Raw genomic sequence first — 16675 nt, forward strand, 5'->3', positions numbered from 1 at the left:
AAGGGCACGAGAATTTCATCCTGTTTCAGCTTTTCAGCACGTCGTGGTCGACGTAGCGCTCGCCGTTCAGCTCGCTGATGACGTTGATCGCCACCCTGGCCCCGTCGCCGGCGGTGATGATCGTATGAACGCTGACGCCGGCGCACGTTCCGGCCGCCCAGATGCCTTCCACACTGGTTTTGCCGTCCCGGTCGACGTCGATCACCGTCTTGATCCGCGGCTCGGTGCCGGGCTTGGTCGCCACGCCGATCTTTTCCGCCAGATCGACCAAGACGCCGGTAGCGAGAATCACGTGTCTGGCTTCAAACGTGCCTGCGCCGTCCGTCTCCACGGTAAAGCCCTGCTCCGTTTTGACGATGTTGGTCACCTGGCCGGCCACCAGCTCGGCGCCAAATTTTTCCGCCTGCTTTTTCCCTGTCTCCACCAGGTCAGGGCCGGTGATCTCCATCACGCCGTAGTGATTTTCCACCCAGGCCCGTTTGGTGATGCTCTTGTCATTGTCGATCAGCAGCGTTTTTTTGCCCGCCTTCGCCGTAAACAGCGCCGCGCTGGCCCCTGCCGGTCCTGCACCAATAATCGCGATCTCGTACATTCAGACAAGCCCCTTTCCAGTTTTTATGATTGTCAACTTAATTATAAACTAAGTTTTGAAAAAAGAAAAACCACCGGGGCACATTGGCGGCACCATCCCCCTACACTCCCCGTGCTTCCATGCACGGCCTGCCTTCCGCTGCCGGTACTGTCCGGCTGTGAGGGGGCGCTGTTCCGGCCGCCCGTACAAAAAAACCTCTTGAGCCCGATTGGCCCAAGAGGTTTTGCCTTGCTTTGCTTTGTCTGTACGCCTTACTGCACCATGGAGTTGAAGCTCATGACCCAAATGGAGCCGGCGACGATCGTCAAAAGGATAACCGCGCCCAGGATCAGCGCCTGCACATTGTAGCGGGGTTTCTCCCCTTCGCGGATGTGCATGAAGAAGAACAACTGCACGAACAACTGCAGAACGGCCATCGCCATGATCGCGACAACCAGCGCGGTGCCGCTCAGCACCTTGTTCATGACCAGCACCAGCGGGATGATGGTCAGCACGATCGACAGGACAAACCCGATGACGTACGACTTGAGGGAGCCGTGCCCCTCCCCGTGACCATGACTGTCGTGTTGCATCATCTTACATCACCCCCATGAGATAGACGACCGTGAAGAGGAAGATCCAGACGACGTCGAGGAAGTGCCAGTACAGGCCCAGATTGGTGATTTTGCGCTTGGTGACCGCCGTGATGCCGTGTTTGCCCAACTGGATCATCAGCGCGGCCATCCAGAACAGGCCGAGCGTCACGTGCAGACCGTGCGTTCCCACCAGCACGTAGAACGCGGACCAGTACGCGCTGGTGTAAATGGCGGCGCCTTCCGCGACCAGATGGGAAAACTCGGTCACTTCCAGCACGACAAACGCCAGACCCAGGACGGCGGTTATCGCCAGCCAGCCGATCACCTGTTTCACTTTTCCCTTGTGCATGGCCAGCATCGCCAACCCGCTGGTGAAGCTGCTGGTCAGCAGGATGAACGTGGAGGCGATCACGCCCGGCAGTTGGAACATCTCTTTACCGGTCGGCCCTCCCGCGTAGCTGTGCATCAATACGGCATAGGTGGCAAACAGCGTGCCGAACAGAATGCAGTCCGTAACCAGGAAGATCCAGAACCCGAGGACCTTGAGAGATTCGTGGTCCTCGTGTCCGTGATCGTGGTCATGATGTGCCATCGCTTGTTGCATTATACAGCCCTCCCCAGAGAGGCCTCCGTCCGTCTCACTTCGTCCACAGGGATGTAGTAGTCCGTGTCATACTGGAACGAACGCACCAGCATCGAGATGCCGACGCCTGCCAGACCGATCACGATCCACCAGGTCCAGCCCCACACGAACCCAAATCCGGCAATGAACCAGAAGAAAGACATGATAAACGGAATGCCCGAGTTTTTCGGCATGTGAATCGGCTCCAGCTTGGCCGGCGCTTCGTTTGCCGTGCCGTTTGCCCTCGCCTGCTTGGTCGCCCACCAGTCGTCCGCCTCTTTTACCTGCGGAATGACGGCGAAGTTGTACACCGGAGCCGGAGACGGAATCGACCACTCCAGCGTGCGTCCGTTCCACGGGTCGCCCGTGGTGTCGCGCTCGCCGTGTTTGATGCTGTAGGCGATCTGCCATACCTGGAAGACGAAGCCGAGCCCCATCATGAACGCGCCGACAGTGGAAACCAGGTTGAGCGGTGCCCAGCCCAGGTCCCATCCGTACGTGTAGAGGCGTCGGGTCATGCCCATGAAGCCGAGCGCGTACTGCGGCATGAAGCAGACGTAGAAGCCGATGTTCCAGAGCCAGAAGCCCCATTTGCCCAGGCGCTCATCCAGCTTGAAGCCGAACATTTTCGGCCACCAGTAGTAAATCCCTGCGAGGTATCCGAATACGACCCCGCCGATCAGCACTTGGTGGAAGTGCGCGATCAGGAAGTAGCTGTTGTGGTACTGGTAGTCCGCCGGAGCGACAGCCAGCATCACGCCGGTCGCCCCCCCGATCACGAAGCACGGAATGAACGCGATCGTCCAAAGCATCGGCTGTTTCAACTGAATCCGTCCGCGGAACATCGTGAACAGCCAGTTGAACACCTTCACCCCGGTCGGAATGGCGATGGCCATCGTACTGATCGCGAAGAACGAGTTGACGTCCGCCCCCGCGCCCATGGTGAAGAAGTGGTGCGCCCAGGTATAGAAGGACAGCACACTGATGATGATCATCGCAAAGACCATCGACTTGTAACCGAAAATCTGTTTCTTGGAGAACGTAGCCACGATCTCAGAGAAGATACCGAAGGCCGGCAGCACCACGATATACACTTCCGGGTGGCCCCACATCCAGATCAGGTTGACGTACATCATCGGGTTCCCGCCGCCGTCCATCGTAAAGATATGGGCGCCGAGGTAACGGTCGATGAAGAGCAGCGCCAGCGTCACGGTCAGGATCGGGAACGCGTAGATGATCGTGATGCAGCTGGACAGAACCGACCAGGAGAACAGCGGCATCTTCATCAGCGACATGCCCGGTGCACGCATTTTCAGGATGGTCACCAGGAAGTTGATCCCGGTGGCCAAACTACCGATACCGGAGATCTGAATCCCCCAGATGTAGAAGTCCTGTCCGACGCCCGGACTGAACATTTTTTCCGACAGCGGCGGATACGCGAGCCAGCCGGACTCCGCGGAACCCCCGATCACAAAGGACAGGTTGAACAGCATCGCACCAAAGAAGAACAGCCAGAAGCTGAGTGCGTTCAAAAACGGATACGCGACGTCGCGCGCGCCGATCTGCAGCGGCACGACGATGTTGAACAGCGCGAACATCATCGGCATCGCCATGAACAGAATCATGATCGTGCCGTGTGTCGTAAAGATCGCGTTGTAGTGCTCGGAGTGCAGAAACTCCACATTGGGCAGCGCCAGCTGCAGACGCATCAGCAGCGCGTCCACGCCGCCGCGGAACAGCATCAAGAGCGAGCAGATCAGGTACATGATCCCGATCTTCTTGTGGTCGACGGTCGTCAGCCATTCGCGCCACAGCCAGCCCCATTTTTTGTACTTGGTCAGGACAAACACGATGGCCAGGGTGGTCAGCACAATAGCCACATCCGCCCCGTAAATCAACGGGTCACCGGTGACAAAAAACGTGGATGCAAAAGACTTGATGTCCTCCCACATACGGTGATCCTCCTCCCTTTCCGTTTATGCGTTAATGGTTCGTTCCGGACATGTCGTGCTGGTGAGAAGCTTGGGCGTCATTTCCGCCGTGGCTGCCGTGCTGTCCGGCATCCTGCTGTCCACCGCCTTGATGTCCTTCGTCGTGTTGGTCGTCGTTGTTTTTCAGATTGTTCTTGTAGTGGTTCATGCCGCCCGGATGATTGCCGTGCGCATGGCCGTATTTCTTCACGATTTCCTCAAACAGCCCCGGCGGGAAGGACGAATACGTCAAGCGGTCGGACAGACCCGGCTTCACCAGGTTTTCGTAGTCCTGTCTGGTCATGCCCGGCGCAGTGTTTTTCACCTGCTGCACCCACTTGTCAAACTCCTCCTGCGGTTCGGCAATCACCTTGAACTGCATGTGGGCGAAGCCTTTCCCCGTAAAGTTGGCCCCTGTACCGAAGTACTCGCCCGGCTCATCCGCCTGCAGCCACAATCCCATCGCCATGCCCGGCATCGTATAGGTCTGGCCGGCCAACTGCGGTACCCAGAACGAGTTCATCGGCGCCTCGGCGGTCAGCTCAAATTGAACGGGAACGCCCACCGGAATATGCACATAGTTGACTGTTGCGATGTTTTGTTCAGGATAAGTAAACATCCATTTCCAATCGAGCGACGTCACCTGTACCGTGATCGGCTTCACTTCTTTATTGGGAGGCTCGACCAGCGCGTAGGTGTCGCGCACCGTAAAATAGCCAAGAATGGCAATAATGACGACGGGAATCCCCCACCAGATGACCTCCAGGGTGGTGTTGTGCGCCCATTCCGGTTGGTACGGCGCCTTGTTCCCCGGTTTGTCCCGATAGCGCCACACGATGTAGAACGTAATCGCCAACACCGGCAGGATCACGATCGAGACCAAAATCACGGAGATAATGATCAGATTGTACTGCGTTTCAGCAACGGGCCCCTTCGGATTGAGAACCATGTATTCGCTCCCGCATCCGCTCAACAGGACGCTGGCCAATACCGCCATGATCCAAAACTGGACCCGTCCGAGCCACTTTCTAGCTCCCATTTCTTCCTACCCCTCCTCCGTTCCAACAGAAAGGAAACAACCGTTCACATTCAGTCTTAGTAAACATGTTTTTTGCTCTCATATCGTATCAAAAGCGCATTTGTTTTGTACCTTTGTTTACACACCGTTCAAGAATTTGCCCTTTTTTCGTGACAAAGTGTTCACTAATACTTCACGATTTGATCAAAACTTTGTTACCGATCCCCTGTTTTTCTAATTAGCAGCCAATACAGGTGGTTTTTTCAAGCAGACTGCCTGCCCTCTCTCCCGGCAGCCATCGGCGGGGAAGCCCCGGCGCGTCGCGCGCGAAACGGCGCGGTCAGGCCGCATGCACACAAAAAAAAAGACCTCTCAAGATCGCTCGTCTTGAGAGGTCATCCACCCAGTTTCTTCATCTTATTATGTGTCTGATCATGGAATGTCGCCATCTGTCCTACGATTCGGTGTGAAGCAGCCGGAACACCGTGCTCAGCAAAAAGATGTTCATGCCTCCGATCAAAAATCCAATCGCCGCCATCAGTCCAAAATTCTCCGCGCGGAAATCGCTTACATTGATCACCAGCAGAACAGCACCGATGATCGTTGCCGCCCACGCAAGCCATTTCAAGGTTGCCGCTGCTTTGATACCATTGTTCATTTGGTTCATGGCACCCAACCCCTGTCCGTTATCGATTGGTTCATGGCTCTATTGTAACACATTTTTCACATTTTGTTCACGTTTTGTTCAATTTTTTCTCAAAAAATTGTCGTTTTTTCCGGTAGGATGGGGGCGCTTTCCAGTTCTGCGGGCGCGCTGGGTTTATTCTCAGGCCAGGATCCATGCAAAAAAAAGCTGTTCCTCTTCTTCAAAGGAACAGCTTCTGCCATCCAATCACGTTTCCCTTACAAAAACCTCCGATGCACCTTTTTCCCGTCGTAGGTAAACTGCACCGCCCGCTCCTCGATCACCGTCTCCAGGTGGACGTTTTTGCCCCAGAGCTGGTACACGTACGGGAGCGTCTTTTCCACGTACTTGACGTCCAGCTCCAGTCCTTCGTAGTAGTGCTTCAGGTACAGCTCGCCTGCCCGCAGGTAGTCGCCGTCGTGGACCATGACGTACGGGAAGCCGCCGTTGACGCGCGTCGCGGCCAGGCCGTCCCGCACCTGCTCCCAGGATTTTTCCGTCACCACCCAGTCGCTGCCCTGCTTGCCGAACAGGTACAAATCCAGCTTGTCGACCAGTTCCTTGGTCAAATAATTGCGCAGAAAGCTGATGTCCGACTCCATCTCGCGCACCTCGAAAATCTTCGCCCGCCCCTGGCCCGGCGTGCGGCCGAAACGCTCCTGCTCTTCCTTGGTCGGATTGTCCCAGCGCGCCTCGATATCCTCAAAGATTTTCAGCCCGAGATGGTACGGGTTGATGCTGGTCGGCGACGGCTGGATCACCGAGGCGTGCAGCTTGGCAAAGTCGATCGTCTCCGCTTCCGTCAGGTCCAGTTCCCGCAGGATGCGCATGTGCCAGTAGGTGGCCCAGCCTTCGTTCATGATCTTCGTCTCCAACTGCGGCCAGAAATAGAGCATCTCGTCGCGGATGATCGTCATGACGTCCCGCTGCCAGTCCTCCAGAATGGTGCTGTACTCCATGATGAACAACAGCAGGTCTTTCTCCGGTTCGGGCGGGAACTTGCGGATCGGCTTGCCCGGATCGGCTGGCTTTTCTTCTGTGCGTTCCAGCCGCCACAGATCGTCGTACGGCGTTGTCCGCTCCGTTTTGCCCGGTTTGCCGGTCGTCTCCTCCACCTCCCGCTTCCAGCGCAGTTTCGGCCGCAGCAGACTGGGATCGATGTGCTCCTGAATGGACAGGCAGGCGTCCAAAAACGACTCCACTGCCTCCTTGCCGTGCTCGATCTCGTACTGCCGGATGCGCTCCGAGCTGGCCGCCATGCTCTCCACCATGTCGCGGTTGGTGTTGGAGAACCGCACGTTGTTTTTGAAAAAGTCGCAGTGGGCCAAGACGTGGGCGACGATCAGCTTGTTCTGGATCAGCGTGTTGCCGTCCAACAGAAAGGCGTAGCACGGGTTGGAGTTGATCACCAGCTCGTAGATTTTGCTCAGATTGAGGTCGTACTGCAGCTTCATCCTGTAAAAGGACTTTCCAAAGCTCCAGTGCGAGAAGCGCGTCGGCATGCCGTACGCGCCAAACGTGTAGATGATGTCCGCCGGGCAAATCTCGTAGCGCATCGGGTAAAAGTCAAGGCCGAAGCCTTTGGCGATTTCCGTGATTTCTTCAATCGAGCGCTCCAGTTCCTTGCGTTCGTCGTTGGTCATGTCGCTTCCCCCCATTTTCTTCTCCCTCCTCTATGTATATGGGGGCATCCGGCATGAGAGCACCCGACAAAACGACGAAGTGAATCCGGACCAAAACAAAGACGTCCCTTTCTGCAGGGACGCCTTTGCCTCTGTCGGCACAGATCCGGTTGTTACTTCTGGAGCCAGTCGCGTACGCCAAAATAGATGAGTGCGCCCGAGAACACCACTGTCGCCACGATGCCTATGCCGTCGACGACAGGATCGATTGCGGAGAGGAACGAGCCTTCCAGCGGGATTTTCAAAAAGGACCAACCGCCTACGAGGCCGCCCACAAGCGCCGTCCATTTGCCCATGCTGTTCACCTCCTGCGGCGGCGGCATGCAAGCGCTGCCGCCACGTACTGTATACTATGCCGGAGGTTGTCACGCGGTCTGGACAGGAGGCCAGAAAGCGCGTTCAACAAATTGCAATTGGGCATGGACGCACCGGTTGCGGTACAATAACGCTGTGTATGCATATTGTCACACAAAGGAGCGAATGTTTCGTGCGTATCTTTCTTCTGCTCGGCAGTATCAGCGGCTTTCTCTCCGTCGCCCTGGGCGCGTTTGGTTCCCATGTGCTGAAAGGCAGGCTGAACGACTACCTGCTCGGCGTCTTCCACACCGGGGTTACCTACCAGACGACGCATGCGCTGGCGCTGGTGCTGGTCGCCCTGTTATGCAAATGGTTCCCCGATTCGTCTGCCCTGACCTGGGCGGGCTGGTGCTTCGCTGTCGGCACCCTGCTCTTTTCCGGCAGCCTGTACGCCCTCAGCTTCACCAACATCAAAGCGCTCGGGGCGATTACCCCGTTTGGCGGCCTCCTGTTCCTGGCCGGCTGGGCGCTTCTCGCCGTGCACGCCTGGAAATCCGTCTCCTGAGGAGGTTTCCCATGTCGCGGTTACCCGCTTGGGCATATGCCTATCTCCACCGGCTGGGACTGGAACCGCGCCCGGCCGGTTACGCCTATCTCAGCGAGCTGTGCCGCGCCCATCTGCAGGCGTTTCCGTTTGAAAACGTCGGCAAACTGCTGCAGGCCCGGCATCCGGGGCACAGCGGCCTCCCCTCGCCCGAACAGTTTGTCGCCGACGCCGCCCGCTGCGGGTTCGGCGGCACCTGCTACTCCATCCACGCCAATCTCCTCGCGCTGCTGCGCGCGCTGGACTTTTCCGCCCATCTCGTGCCGGTGGGGGACGCCCATACGGCGGTCATCGTCCGGCTGCCGGAATGGGGCGGAGAGCCGGTCTACGTCGATCTCGGCTCCGCCGCCCCCCTGTATCAGCCGGTCCGCTTTCGCCGCGATCCCGACAACTGCACCCGGTTCGGCACGGAAGCAGTGCGGATCGCGCCGGATGCGGAGCGGCCGGGTCGTTACCGATACCTGCGTTACCGGCGGGAGAAGCTGGTGAGCGATCACTGGCACTTTGACCCGGAGGAGCGGCGGGAACCGGACGATTTCGCCGACGCGATCGCCCGCTCGTTCCTCCCCGGCGCCACCTTTCTCAACTGCCTGCGCATCCATGTGTATCAATGGGACAACGAACGCAGCGTCTCCCTGAAAAACAACACCCTGCTGATCACGCACGCCGACGGCAGCGAACGCCGGGTGACGCTCGGTTCCGTCCGGGAGCTGGAAGAGGCGGTGGCGGACGAGTTCCGCCTGCCCCGCTTGCCGGTCAGGGAGGCGGTGGAGGCGCTGCGGGCGCGGGGCATCGATCCGTTTGCCCCGGAAACGTAAACACGTCTCGCGGGCTGCTGCCATATGCTAAAGCGTCTACTCCATTCCAAAGGAGCTGAGCGCATGGCAAATCCCCCATATGCGCAGCCGTCGTACTACTACGGCATCCCGGACATGTTCCTGCAGATGGGATACGTTCCGTATTCCCGCCACACCGCCGGAGAGCAGCCGGACATGCACGTCGACATTCCGCTGGCGACGGCGATGGCGATGCAGGGCAAATACTACCTGGGGCAAACGGAAAAGCTGACCGCGGGCAGCGGCGTCCAGGCCTGGGGGGCACTGGTCAATCCCTACCGTTCCGGGGTCCAGGTGTACGTAAACGATTGGTTTCTCACCAACCGGGCCGACCATCCCGTGGAAGTGCACATCTGGCTCGGCAAGGCCAACCAGCTCGGCACGGCGACCGCTTCCCGGCAGGTAACCCCGGGCAGCATCCAACTGCCCCCCTGCCCCGACCCGAAAGGGCAAATCTTGTACGCATCCGCCACGGCCGAGATGCCCCGGGACGGGGTCATCGCCTCCACCCGGATCCTCCCGCCGAGCAGCACCACCGCCGCCGAAAAGAGCGGCCACTGGATCCTCGGCCCCGGAACGGCCCTGCTGTTCCACATCCCCGCCGAAGTCCCGTCCTCGGAACTGACCGTCTCTTTCGGCTGGTGGGAGCAGCCGGTATACGGATGAACGAAAAAAAAACCGCTGCCCCAGCGGTTTTTTGGGTTGGTCGGAGCTTAGCGGACCTTCCTGCCGCCAACCTCTCCCCTCTTTACGGCCAGATACAGGGTCACCGCCAGCAGCACCAGATCCAGTTCGTACCCGCTTGCGCCGCCCGCGCCTATCAGGCCGTTTGGCCATTTGACGGTGACGATGGCGCCTGCCATGATCACGGCCAGGAGCAGCGACGCAGGCCGTACCGCCACCCCGATCAGCAGCGCCATCCCGGCCAGCACTTCCGCCAGCATCACCAGATAGGCCAACCACGTCGGGAGGCCGACGCTCCCGAACCACTCCGCCACCGCTCCCATTCCTTTTTGCAGCTTGTGCAGGCCGTGGGCGAAAAAAATCATGCCCGTCACCATCCGCAGCACGGCGAAAGCCGTTTTCTCCCGCATCCGACTCCCTCCTCACCACCAGCATATGCCGACGCCCGGACAAACAGCCGCATGATTTCCTTCTCAGCCAACAAAAAAGCAGTCGGAACGCCCCATCGTTTCCGACTGCTTTTGCTTTTGTCCGGCGGCGGCCCCGGGCGTTTTCGACGCGAACCTCCGGGGCCGGTTTTTTCTTACATCAGGGCCATGTAAAGCACCGCCGCCAGCACGATGCGGTAGAGGGCAAACGGAACCAGTTTAATCCGGTCGATCAGCTTCAAAAAGAAGCGGATGAAGAGCAGCGCAAAGACGAACGCGCTGATAAAGCCGACCGCAAAAAACGGCAGGACATCGAGGGTGATGGACTGCCAGTGCTTCATGAGCGAAAGGCAGCTTGCCCCCAGCATGACGGGGACGGCCATGATAAAGGTAAAATCGGACGCGGCGCGGTGGCTCAATCCCAGCAGCACCCCGCCCGAAATCGTCGAACCGGAACGGGAGAAGCCCGGCCACAGCGCGATGCACTGAAACAAGCCGATAAAGAAGGCCTGCTTGTACGTAAGCTGGTCAACCGTCTCCACTTTCGGCCTGCCCGGGCGGAACCAATCAGCGGCCAGCATCAGGAAAGCGCCCGCCACCAACCCGATCAGCACGGTGTTCACCGAAAACAGGTATTTGTCGATGTAGTCCTCGAACAGGAACCCCAATACGGCAGCCGGCAGCAGCCCGACAATCACCTGGGCCAGTTTCAGTTTGGGACCGGGGGCTTGTCCGCCTGCCGTGCGCTTCCGCAGCCCGAGCAGATCGAAAAAGCGCTCTTTAAAGACGATCACCACGGCCAGGATCGATCCGAGCTGAATAACCACCTTGAAGGTGTTGGCCACCTCGGGCGAAAACATCTCCTTGGATTTCAGCCACATATCGTCAACGATAATCATGTGCCCGGTCGAGGAAACGGGCGCGAATTCCGTAAGTCCTTCCACAAGCCCTAATACGAATGCTACGAACATTGACCACAGATCCATTGTACTCACCTTTCTGGAAAAAGAGGCAGCTTGGCGATGCCGCCGTTTTCCTCCTCTCTTGTCTCGCGCATGAACGCTTGCGCCACGCCCTTCATTTTAACTTACTTTCTCGTGCGCCCCAAGCCTAAATTTTTTCTGCTCCGTTCGTCCCAGCGAGACGCCGGCGGCATGGGGGTCCGCCGTCATCCTGCAAAAAACCCACCCGGCGACCGCTGGATGGGATGAGCCGGATGGGATATCGTCAACCGCATGATGAATGTGCCGAAACCGGATGATCGGGCGAACGCTCGCGCCTCTTTTCATACAGGCGGCGGCCCAGTCCGTAAAAGGCGAGGCTGGCCACGGCCAACGCGGCCATGACGAGAAACATCGCCGTCCCGCCGTAGGCGGAGAGAATCAGACCGCCTGCCCACGGACCGAGAAAGTTGCCCAGTTCGCTGACGCTTTGCGCCCCGTAGTACGTTCCCCGCATCCGGGGCGGTGCGATCTGGTCGATCTGGGCGTATTCGGCCGGGATGATCAGGATTTCTCCCAGTGTAAACACGATCATTGCCGCAACAAACCAGCCCCATTCCGCGGAAAAGGCAAATCCCACCTCTCCCGCGGCCATCAGGAGAGCGCCCGCCACCAGCCGGCGGAACAGCGAAAACCGCTCCGTCCAGCGTGTCAACGGCGCCTGCAGCAGGAGGACGGTCATGCCGTTGACGCTCATCATGACGCCAAACAGGGCTACCCCGTCAGCGATATGGGCCTGTAGATACTGGGAGAGGGTCACCGACATCTCCCCGTGCACGGTAACCAGCAGCACGCCGCCGATGACGAACAGCAGCAGCACCACATCGCGGCTCAACACTCTCCAGATCCTGGACAAACGAACGCTTTCCTCCTCTCCTCCGGCTGCGGCCTCCCCCACTCCGTACCTGCGGCAGGCGACGGCCAGAGCGGCGGCAAACAGCAGGTACGCCCCGGCGGTCAGCCCAAACGTGAACCCGCTGCCGGCCACCCCGAGAAACGCCCCCAGCATCGGTCCGACGGAAAAGCCCAGATTGATCGCGAGATAACGGTTGGAAAACACACGGAATCGCTTTTCCGGGGCAGTCAGATCGCCCATCAGCGCTTTGGAAATCGTTCCGTAAAACGATGCGGCCAATCCCCGCAGCACGCTGTTCGCCAGGAGAATGAGGGGATCGCTCGAGACGACAATACCGGCATACGCCAGCGCCAGCAGCAGCATGGAAAGAAGCATCAGCCTGCGCCGCCCAAACCGATCGGACAGCACGCCGCCGAGAAAGCCGCCCACCGTACCGGCCAGCGGGCCCGCCCCGATGATCATCCCAATCTCAGCCGGGCCCAGCGCCGTTGTCTGGCTGAGGTAAATGGCGAGAAACGGCATGCTCATCGATTGGGTCAACATCACGAACACGGTGCCGGCCATCAGCAGATGCACCACCGGATGGTACGCCCGCCAGGCAATCTGCAGCTTGTTCATCGACCGTTCCCCCCGCTGGACAAGAATGTCATGATCAGCTCGGGCAGCCGGTCGAGAAACCGTTCCCGCAGGCTGTAACCGATCGCCGTGGTGCTGTCCGCGAAGTGAGCGCGGATCATCCCCGCCCGCCGCAGTGTGCTGATGTGGTGGTGAACGGTGCTTTTGGCAAGAGAGACCTGCTGCTGCAGTTCCCCCAGCGTGCACGGCTTTTCCGCCAGACAGCGGAGAATCTGCAGCCGTTTCTCGTCAGCCAGGCACTGAGCGAGCGACAGCAGCTCCCGCAGCGGATCCGGTCCCGCGGCCGCGTCAGCAACCGGGTACAGACAGGTGGCGATGCCGCGGTAAAAATCGAGAATCGTCGTCGGCGCACAGTGGTACTGCGGAGCCAGCACCACCTGCTGCAGGTGGTCGGTCGGTTCAATCCGGATGCCGTTGGTCGCTTCCTCCACCAGCTCCGGCGGCTCCATCTGCTCCGCCATGCGCGCAAAGCGGCGGGCACTTGCAGCCAACCGGTCCAAAATCTGCGGCTCCAGCGCGGCAAAGTAGTGCTCATGCCAACGAGACAGCAGGGAAAGGCTGCGATCGCGAATCTCCCCCAGATTGAGCGGAATGGCGCTGACCCAGGGAGCGAGCCGCTCGTAGATCTCGCCAGCGGGAATTGCCCCGAGCCAGTCCAGGAACTGTTCGACGGACGTTTTCGCGGGAGACTGGGCAGCCAGCAGCACGATCCGGTGCAGCACCTCCCACCGCTCGTCGGCCAACCCGGCGGCAAACGACGGCGGCAGCCGACGTGCCGTCTCGTCCCGCCAGTCGTTGTCCAGATACAGGTTCTTTCCTTCCTTGCGGTTGATGTAGGCATAGAAGCTGGCGATGCATTCGTACACAGGCGAATATTCGATTTTTATAGAATATGTTTTTGTCATTCGATCACCATCGAACAGTTTGTTTTTTATCACGTTACCTTTCTTTCCTTTAATTGTCAATCCCCTCTATGCAAAAACAGCTCCCGCCTTTTCCCGGCGAAAGCTGTCCGTCATCGCTGCCGTGCTGTCGGAGCACGCCTCCCGTTCACACAAACGGCGGGTCCCACGCCTTTTTGCGCCAGCCCAGCCTGTGGGTGACAACGTTCAGGTTGCGGTCCAGACGAACGTCGACGCCAAACGGCAGTTTCCGGTCGTACCAGAAGCGCACGTCGCTCCAGGTGACCTCGTAGCCGTCCTGGATCTCCTTCCAGGTGACGTGCACGCGCTGCGCAAACCCGAGAAACGCCCGCACGCCGTCGATGCCCATCGTGGCCTGGATGATCTCGTTGCTCTTTTCCTTCGGGTAGATCTCTTCCAGCATGACCGTCCCGTATTCGATCCTGCCCGTGTAGAAGCGCTCCGTCGTCTCCATCACAAACCGCCAGCGAAACGGATGAAAGCTCGGCGTGACGTGACAGACCCCCTCCTGCCTGAGTGCGGCCCTCACCCTTCGAACCTCGCGGCCGTGCTGCCAGGCGCGGAGCCCGATGTAGAGCAGGGAGATCAGGTAGACGGCGGGAAAGATGCGCCCCGGCTCTCCGGCAAAGGCCAGCCACCAGACGGCAGCGGCGCCATGCAGGGCAAACAGGAACGGCTCGAAAATGGCCAGCACGTCCAGGTGCACCCACCGCCTCGTAAACGGCCGGAAGCACTGGACGCCGTACGTGTTCAGCATGTCGAGAAAGACGTGGAAGACGACAGCAATCCAGGTCCACACGTACAGAAGTCCGGCGTGATCCGTCAATCCGTATGCCAGCGCCAGCGGAACGGCGATCACCGCCGGCCAGACAAACAAGGCGGGAATGGAATGGGTCATCCCCCGATGATAGCGGATGTACGTGGTAATGCCGCGCAGTCTGACCAGCGTGTCAAAATCAGGCGCATGCGACCCGACAATCGTCGCGATCATCAACGCCTGGGCGAGCGCGGGATTTTCGGCGACAGCCGGATTGACGTGGGCCAAACCGGCCAGTGTGACTCCCAACAACAGATGGCTTCCCGTATCCATTACGATCCCTCCCATGCAGTCCTCTGTTCTTCGTGCTTTGTCTCGTGTTCTGTCAGGGTGCCCTCGAATCGGCGCGGCCTGTCACCATCCCGTTCGCCGCGTTTGCCATCCGCCGACCTCCTTCTGTTCGTGACGCCATTTCCCCCTACCATGACTGTACGACAAAACGATCGTCTGTTGATAAACAGCAGGTTAAGGATTGTCAAAGATTCCGCCGGTTCCCTTTACGGTTTTTCAACAAAAGACCCCCGCCGGGGCTGCAGATCGCAGCGCCGGCGAGGGTTCCCCGTCCGCGGCCGGCAGTCGGCCTGGCGGATGTGCGCGGCATGGACCGGTTCCCTTTCGGTCGTCGGCATGACGTCCGCTCGCGCTGAAATGCCCCGCTTTATTTCGTCAGGCTGAGAAACTCGTCGATGTCGGCCACGGCCAGATCCACCGCCTTCTGCCAAAACCGGATGTCGGTGATGTCCTCGCCCAGATGGCGCATCGCCAGCTCTTCCACGGTCATCCGTCCCGTATCGCGCAGCAGGGCGTCGTACTTGTCGGCAAAGGCCGGCCCTTCCTGCAGGGCGCGCGCGTACACGCTCAGGCTGAACAGATAGCCAAAGGTGTACGGGAAGTTGTAGAACGGATAGGTCGTGATGTAAAAATGCAGCTTGGACGCCCAAAAAAGCGGCTCGTATTCGGTCAGCGCGTCGCGGTACGCCTTTCGCTGGGCTTCCAGCATCAGCCGGTTCAGCTCCTCTACGCTGACCAGCCCGTATTTCCGCTTTTCGTAAAAGCGTTTCTCAAACAGGAAGCGGGCCTGGATGTTCATGAAAAAGGAGACGGTCTGCTGCACTTTGTCTTCCAGGAGAGCCACCCGCTCCTCCGCACTGGCCGCGTTCTTCACCGCCGCGTCCGCCACGATCATTTCCGCAAACGTGGAAGCCGTCTCCGCCACGTTCATCGCGTAGTTTTGCGTCAGCGGCGGCAGATCGTTCATGACGTGCTGGTGATAGGCGTGCCCCAGTTCATGAGCCAGGGTGGACACGTTTTGCAGGCTGCCCGCGTAGGTCATAAACACGCGGGACTCGCCCCTCGCCGGAAAGCTGGTGCAGAAGCCGCCCGGCCGTTTGCCCGGCCGGTCCTCCGCCTCGATCCACCCGTTTTCGAAGGCGTTTTGGGCAAAGGCGGCCAGCTTCGGGCTGAACCGGCCAAACTGTTCGAGGATAAACGCAGCGCCTTCCTCATAGGACATCTTCTTGTGCTGGCGGCCGACCGGAGCGGACACGTCGTACCAGCTCAATTTGTCCACGCCCAGCAGCTTGGCCTTGCGCTCCAGGTACGCGACGAGCCGGTCCTTGCGGTTGTCGATCGCCTGCCACATCGCGTCCAGCGTCTTTTCCTGCATCCGCCCGATGTCCAGCGGCTCGCGCAGCACGGAGTCCCATCCCCGATGCCGGTACAGCGCCAGGCGAAAGCCGCCCAGGTGATTGAGCGCCTGTGCGCACAGTTCCGCTTCCTGCGCCCAGGCCTCCTGCCATTTGGCGAACACGCGGGCGCGGACGCTGCGGTCCGGGTGGTGCATCAGGTTGGCGGCCTGGCCGACGGAGAGACGCTTCGTTTCGCCGTCTACCTCCACTTCGATCGTCATGCGGCCGACGACGGTATTGTAGAGATCCTGCCAGGCGTGGTATCCGTCCACGGCCAGGTCGTTGGCCAGCACTTCCTGCGCGGGCGGCAGCTTTTCCTTCGCCCGTCTGCGCCGTTCATTGAGATTGAACGCGACCGGCTTCACTTCCGGAGCGGCGAGCAGCTTGTTCCAGACCGGCTCGTCGATCGCGAGCAGGTGTTCCTCCCATTTGGCCAGCGCCGCGGCAAATGAGGCGGCAACGGTTTTCACCCGTCCGCCCAGGAGCTTGGCTTGTTCGTCCTTTACATCTTGGGCGGTCAGGCAGGAGACGAACGCCCCCGCCTCCTTCAGCCGGACGGCAATGCTCTGCACCTGGGCCAGCATGGAGACAAACGCATCCTTGTCGTCCATCCGCACGCGGTCCGCGCTCACCTGCGCCTGCAGAGCGGCAATATCTCCTTCCAACATGCTGAGAAACGCGCGAAATGACTCCGACTCGCTTCCGCCGGAAAACAGCACCTCCAGATTCCAGCGCTGCGGCAAACGTTTTTCCATATCGAT

General features: G+C 59.5%; 17 protein-coding genes. 3 read left to right on the forward strand and 14 right to left on the reverse strand.

Going from position 1 to position 16675, the window contains the following annotated elements; translation table 11 throughout:
* Positions 1–25 precede the first annotated feature (25 nt).
* From FOI68_RS04420 to FOI68_RS04455, 8 genes are all read right to left on the reverse strand, one after another.
* A complete protein-coding gene (locus FOI68_RS04420; protein ID WP_029097855.1) occupies positions 26–592 on the reverse strand; it encodes an FAD-dependent oxidoreductase in 567 nt (188 codons plus the stop codon).
* A 251-nt stretch (positions 593–843) separates the two neighbouring features.
* Positions 844–1167 (reverse strand): cytochrome o ubiquinol oxidase subunit IV, encoded by a 324-nt coding sequence (gene cyoD, locus FOI68_RS04425; protein WP_029097856.1) that lies wholly within the window; start codon positions 1165–1167, stop codon positions 844–846.
* Position 1168: 1 nt separating this feature from the next.
* A complete protein-coding gene (gene cyoC / locus FOI68_RS04430; protein ID WP_035300802.1) occupies positions 1169–1771 on the reverse strand; it encodes a cytochrome o ubiquinol oxidase subunit III in 603 nt (200 codons plus the stop codon).
* Complete coding sequence (locus FOI68_RS04435; protein WP_143862441.1) at positions 1771–3741, reverse strand: cbb3-type cytochrome c oxidase subunit I; 1971 nt, start codon at positions 3739–3741, stop codon at positions 1771–1773. The genes cyoC and FOI68_RS04435 overlap by 1 nt, the downstream gene beginning before the upstream one ends.
* Before the next feature lie 31 nt (positions 3742–3772).
* Positions 3773–4798, reverse strand: coding sequence for a cytochrome c oxidase subunit II (coxB, locus tag FOI68_RS04440; RefSeq protein WP_083989885.1), 1026 nt, complete (start codon positions 4796–4798; stop codon positions 3773–3775).
* A 433-nt stretch (positions 4799–5231) separates the two neighbouring features.
* Positions 5232–5444 carry a hypothetical protein gene (locus FOI68_RS04445; protein WP_231558799.1) on the reverse strand — a complete coding sequence of 71 codons (213 nt, stop codon included), beginning with the start codon at positions 5442–5444 and terminating at the stop codon, positions 5232–5234.
* A gap of 236 nt (positions 5445–5680) precedes the next feature.
* On the reverse strand, positions 5681–7105 hold the full coding sequence (locus tag FOI68_RS04450) for a SpoVR family protein (protein WP_143862482.1): 1425 nt from the start codon (positions 7103–7105) through the stop codon (positions 5681–5683).
* Positions 7106–7257: 152 nt separating this feature from the next.
* Complete coding sequence (locus FOI68_RS04455; protein ID WP_029097861.1) at positions 7258–7440, reverse strand: hypothetical protein; 183 nt, start codon at positions 7438–7440, stop codon at positions 7258–7260.
* 191 nt (positions 7441–7631) lie between these two features.
* Here FOI68_RS04455 and FOI68_RS04460 point away from each other — a divergent pair, with 191 nt between their 5' ends.
* From FOI68_RS04460 to FOI68_RS04470, 3 genes are all read left to right on the forward strand, one after another.
* Entirely contained in the window at positions 7632–8006 is a 375-nt protein-coding gene (locus FOI68_RS04460; RefSeq protein WP_029097862.1) for a DUF423 domain-containing protein, read from the forward strand.
* Between the two features lie 11 nt (positions 8007–8017).
* A complete protein-coding gene (locus tag FOI68_RS04465) occupies positions 8018–8863 on the forward strand; it encodes an arylamine N-acetyltransferase (RefSeq protein WP_143862442.1) in 846 nt (281 codons plus the stop codon).
* Between the two features lie 63 nt (positions 8864–8926).
* Entirely contained in the window at positions 8927–9547 is a 621-nt protein-coding gene (locus FOI68_RS04470) for a DUF6143 family protein (protein WP_143862443.1), read from the forward strand.
* A gap of 47 nt (positions 9548–9594) precedes the next feature.
* Here the strand turns inward: FOI68_RS04470 and FOI68_RS04475 are convergent, their stop codons facing one another.
* The 6 genes from FOI68_RS04475 to FOI68_RS04500 all read right to left on the reverse strand — a co-directional run bounded on the left by FOI68_RS04475 (position 9595) and on the right by FOI68_RS04500 (position 16669).
* Positions 9595–9975, reverse strand: coding sequence for a DoxX family protein (locus FOI68_RS04475; protein ID WP_143862444.1), 381 nt, complete (start codon positions 9973–9975; stop codon positions 9595–9597).
* Positions 9976–10148: 173 nt separating this feature from the next.
* Positions 10149–10979 (reverse strand): undecaprenyl-diphosphate phosphatase, encoded by an 831-nt coding sequence (locus FOI68_RS04480; RefSeq protein ID WP_029097866.1) that lies wholly within the window; start codon positions 10977–10979, stop codon positions 10149–10151.
* Between the two features lie 241 nt (positions 10980–11220).
* Positions 11221–12468 carry an MDR family MFS transporter gene (locus FOI68_RS04485; protein WP_143862445.1) on the reverse strand — a complete coding sequence of 416 codons (1248 nt, stop codon included), beginning with the start codon at positions 12466–12468 and terminating at the stop codon, positions 11221–11223.
* Positions 12465–13391 (reverse strand): ArsR/SmtB family transcription factor, encoded by a 927-nt coding sequence (locus FOI68_RS04490; protein ID WP_143862446.1) that lies wholly within the window; start codon positions 13389–13391, stop codon positions 12465–12467. Before FOI68_RS04490 ends, FOI68_RS04485 begins: the two co-directional genes overlap by 4 nt.
* Positions 13392–13536: 145 nt before the next feature.
* The gene (locus FOI68_RS04495; RefSeq protein ID WP_143862447.1) at positions 13537–14499 is read right to left on the reverse strand and encodes a metal-dependent hydrolase; all 963 of its coding nucleotides are present in this window, start codon (positions 14497–14499) and stop codon (positions 13537–13539) included.
* A gap of 385 nt (positions 14500–14884) precedes the next feature.
* A complete protein-coding gene (locus tag FOI68_RS04500; protein WP_143862448.1) occupies positions 14885–16669 on the reverse strand; it encodes a M3 family oligoendopeptidase in 1785 nt (594 codons plus the stop codon).
* Between the last annotated feature and the right edge of the window lie 6 nt (positions 16670–16675).

The organism is Brevibacillus sp. LEMMJ03 (genome assembly GCF_007197875.1).
GTDB lineage: Bacteria > Bacillota > Bacilli > Brevibacillales > Brevibacillaceae > Brevibacillus > Brevibacillus thermoruber.